Source organism: Ruoffia sp. FAM 24228, from assembly GCF_045528575.1.
Classification (GTDB): Bacteria; Bacillota; Bacilli; order Lactobacillales; family Aerococcaceae; genus Ruoffia; species Ruoffia halotolerans.
This window is the reverse complement of record NZ_JBGQQZ010000111.1, coordinates 1-3,538: the sequence shown is the minus strand read 5'-3', so window position 1 is coordinate 3,538 and position 3,538 is coordinate 1. Positions and strand designations below refer to the sequence as shown.

Annotated in this window: 4 protein-coding genes and 1 pseudogene; all 5 read right to left on the bottom strand. The window is 36.0% G+C overall.

Annotated features, from left to right (window positions below):
• Positions 1-134: 134 nt before the first annotated feature.
• Positions 135-536 carry a metal-dependent transcriptional regulator gene (locus ACEN33_RS12005; protein WP_407095181.1) on the bottom strand — a complete coding sequence of 134 codons (402 nt, stop codon included), beginning with the start codon at positions 534-536 and terminating at the stop codon, positions 135-137.
• 246 nt (positions 537-782) lie between these two features.
• The gene (locus ACEN33_RS12000; RefSeq protein WP_138405516.1) at positions 783-1,718 is read right to left on the bottom strand and encodes a metal ABC transporter solute-binding protein, Zn/Mn family; all 936 of its coding nucleotides are present in this window, start codon (positions 1,716-1,718) and stop codon (positions 783-785) included.
• Between the two features lie 2 nt (positions 1,719-1,720).
• A complete protein-coding gene (locus ACEN33_RS11995; protein WP_138405517.1) occupies positions 1,721-2,575 on the bottom strand; it encodes a metal ABC transporter permease in 855 nt (284 codons plus the stop codon).
• Positions 2,576-3,307, bottom strand: a complete 732-nt coding sequence (locus ACEN33_RS11990) for a metal ABC transporter ATP-binding protein (RefSeq protein ID WP_007207888.1) — start codon at positions 3,305-3,307, stop codon at positions 2,576-2,578.
• A gap of 118 nt (positions 3,308-3,425) precedes the next feature.
• A pseudogene (locus ACEN33_RS11985) lies at positions 3,426-3,538 on the bottom strand (IS30 family transposase); the annotation flags it as partial.

Below are 3,538 nucleotides of genomic sequence, written 5' to 3'. Positions count from 1 at the left end.
TTTAACTGTTAGCTCCTGCCGAAGATCGTCACATCCGAGGAGGCTCATTGTCAAGGACAATCGGAATAGCATACGGAAAGAAGTTCTGCACCTTATAAAATTTGTCAAAAAAACTGTTGCCATTCCAACTTATTTTATGAAAAGTATTTATCATATTGGATACGACTTTCAATAGTCTCCTGTTCTATATAACATTTAAGTCTTTCAAAAAATAGAGAGCTATGAATTTGTAGGAGTTCATTTATAATTTCTGGTGCCTCAGTTCTAGAAATGCCGAGATATGATGTTAAGAAAGTTGAGAGTATGAGACGTCTTTCTTTAAGTAAAGCTACTTGTTCCTCACCCGAGGATGTTAAAAAAATACCTTGATAAGAAATGTGCTGAATCATATTTTGATTTACCAGTCTATCCATTATTTCTGTAACAGAAGAAGGCTTGACCTCTAGGATATCAGCAACCTGTCTATTTCTTACCAACTTTTTATCTTTACTAAGTTTGTCAATAACTAGCAGATACTTTTCTTGGGTTGGTGTCAATGTTAGTTCTCCTTTCAAGTAAAATCAGTAGCATCCTACGTTATTAAACTGGGGTGTCTTTATGTAACATATCTAAAAATAATCCTAAGAAAAAAATTAGCTAAGTAATAATTTGTCTTTTGATGATATCTTATCGTAATGAGATATCTGAGGACCGCTCAATCATCAAAAGTCGTCCCTCTAAATAAACTACAAGAATAATTACTTAGAGGGAAACTTTAAAATATCAATATGTTTTTAACATTGCTAAGCTAGACCATCATGAATTTTGTTTAGATTCCATTTCATCATTGTATAGTAGGTATCGCCTTCGGAACCTTCTTTTGCTAATGAATCAGTAAAAATTTTGGAATAAATTTCTAATCCCGTTTCATCGGCAACTTTATTCATTGACTTAGATGAAACAGAGGTTTCTACGAACAAATGTTTGACATCAGAGTTTTCTATTTTAGCTAACACAGCTTTCATTTGTTCGGGAGTACCTTGAGATTCGGTATTGATTTCCCAAATGTAAGCTGGCGCAACATGATAGGCTTTTGAGAAGTATTTGAAGGCACCCTCTGAGGTGACCAATAAACGCTGTGATTCAGGAATATCGAGAAATTTTGATTGCGCTTCCTCATGTAACTTTTGTAATTTTTTGATATAAGCATCAGAATTAGTTTGGTAATAATCTGCATTTTTTGAATCTTTTTCCTTTAAGACTTTGGTGATTGTTTTGACGTATTGAACACCATTGGCTAAATCAAGCCAGGCATGAGGATCTTCTTCTTCGACGTTGGTTGTTAAGTGCTCCGGTGTTACACCTTCACTGGCGGCGAAAACATCTTTATCGAATTCTTTATGAGCAGTGCTTACCAACTTCTTGAACCAACCACTACCGCCAGTTTCTAAATTCAGTCCGTTGTGAAATAAAACTGTTGCATCTGTTGCTTTTGAGATATCTTCCGGTTTAGGTTCATACTCGTGGGGATCCACGCCGCGTTGAACAATACTATATAGTTCAACGCGATCTTTAGCCACATTTTTAACCATGTCTTCCAAAATCGAGTTTGTAGTTACTACGCTGATTTTTTTGGAATCTGTTGATTGTTTGGAATCTCCACTTCGTCCGTTGACAAAAAAGATTACTCCGGCGACGGTTGCGATCACTACTACGATGGTTACTAATATTCTTTTCATATTTACGCCTCTTTTCTATTTTTGTGTATATGTAACAAGTTTTGTTTTGGTGAGAAGATAAAGGAAATTAAGAATAACCCTGCTGCGACAATAACAATCGCTGGACCAGAAGCCCAGTTGAATGTGTAGCTGAAGTACAAACCACAAATTGATGCGACAACACCAAATATAGCGGAGAAAACAAGCATCACGGACAAGCGGTCGGTCCAAAAGTATGCTGTTGCAGCTGGCGTAATTAACATGGCCACTACTAAGATGATTCCGACAGTTTGTAATGCTGATACGGTTACTAGCGTTAAGACGAGCATAAGGCTATAGTGGATTAGTTGGGTATTTAATCCATATGTTTTAGCGAAGGTCTGATCAATGGAAGTGATTAACAATTCTTTATAAAATACTTGTACAAAAATAATCACAATTCCTAAAACAATTGCCGTTGTGATCATATCACTATTACTAACAGCTAGAATGTTTCCAAATAAAATATGGTGTAGATTGGTTGAGCTTTCGGCCATAGAGATTAAAATGAATCCCAATGCATAAAAGAAGCTGAAGACAACCCCTATTGCAGTATCTACTTTGATTTTACTATGAGAAGCCACGTAGCCGATTAACATTGCAGCTAGTACACCAAAAATAGATGCTCCAATCAAGATATTTATACCTAACATATAAGCAACAGCAACCCCTGGCAATACTGAATGAGAAATAGCGTCCCCCATCAAAGACATTCCTCGTAGAATGATGAAACTCCCAATAATCCCAGACATAATCCCCACCATTATTGCAGTGATTAATGCACTTTGAAGGAAATCATATTTTCCTAACGCTTGAAAAAAATCCGAGAGAGCAGTCATTCAATTCACCTCCTGAAATAGAACTGAAGATAAGTCATCACTGAATGCTTTACTGATATTCTTCGAATTGTAGACTTCTTGAGTTGGCCCAAAGTCAATGATTCCGTGATTCATAATGACTAATTCATCAAAGTAATCATAAACTTTATTTAAATCGTGATGGATAACGATAATGGTTTTTTGTTCGTCTCGCCATTGTTTTAAAATAGCCATGATGGCACGCTCACTTTCCACATCAATTCCAACAAAAGGTTCATCTAAGACAACAATTTCTGCCTGTTGTAAAATTGCTCGAGCTACGAATACCCGCTGTAATTGTCCGCCTGACAAATTACCTATTTGCCGATTAGCAAAGTCAGTCATTTTAACTTGCTCAAGAGCTGCATCACAAGCAACACGTTCGCTTTTTCCTGGAGTCTTAAACAATCCCAGTTTTCCATAACTACCAGTTAAAACCAAATCATAGACATTGATTGGAAAACTGAGATCTAAATCCTTTCGTTGCTCTACATAGGCAACCTTCTTTTTTACTGTTGCCATTGAATGACCATCAAGCGCGCTACTACCTGATTTTGGATGAATAAGACCCAATATTGCCTTGATTAAAGTAGATTTACCAGCTCCATTAGGTCCGATAATGCCAGTAATCTTCCCTGCATTAAAATGGACGGATAAATTATTGAATACCGGTGTATCGCAGTACGCAACAGATAATTTTTTTACAGTTAACAAATAAAAACCTCCTTTAAAAACTAAATTTTTCTAATTTTAGTATAACCTCTAAAAATATTTTGGTCAACCTTATTTTTTTTAGGTTTGTCTAATATTTTGCTTTAATTTATTTGATTTGTCAAATTAAGCTAGACAAAACTGCTTCATCTAAGTAACTCAAAAATACTTCCAACGGTGTTCGGTAGTGTAAGGATTTCCGTGGAATCGTGTTCCGTTTGTGTGCAATCGATG

Excerpts from the sequence above, each read along its gene's own strand:
- ACEN33_RS12000 (WP_138405516.1), bottom strand. The coding sequence starts at position 1,718 with ATGAAAAGAATATTAGTAACCATCGTAGTAGTGATCGCAACCGTCGCC.
- ACEN33_RS11995 (WP_138405517.1), bottom strand. The coding sequence starts at position 2,575 with ATGACTGCTCTCTCGGATTTTTTTCAAGCGTTAGGAAAATATGATTTC.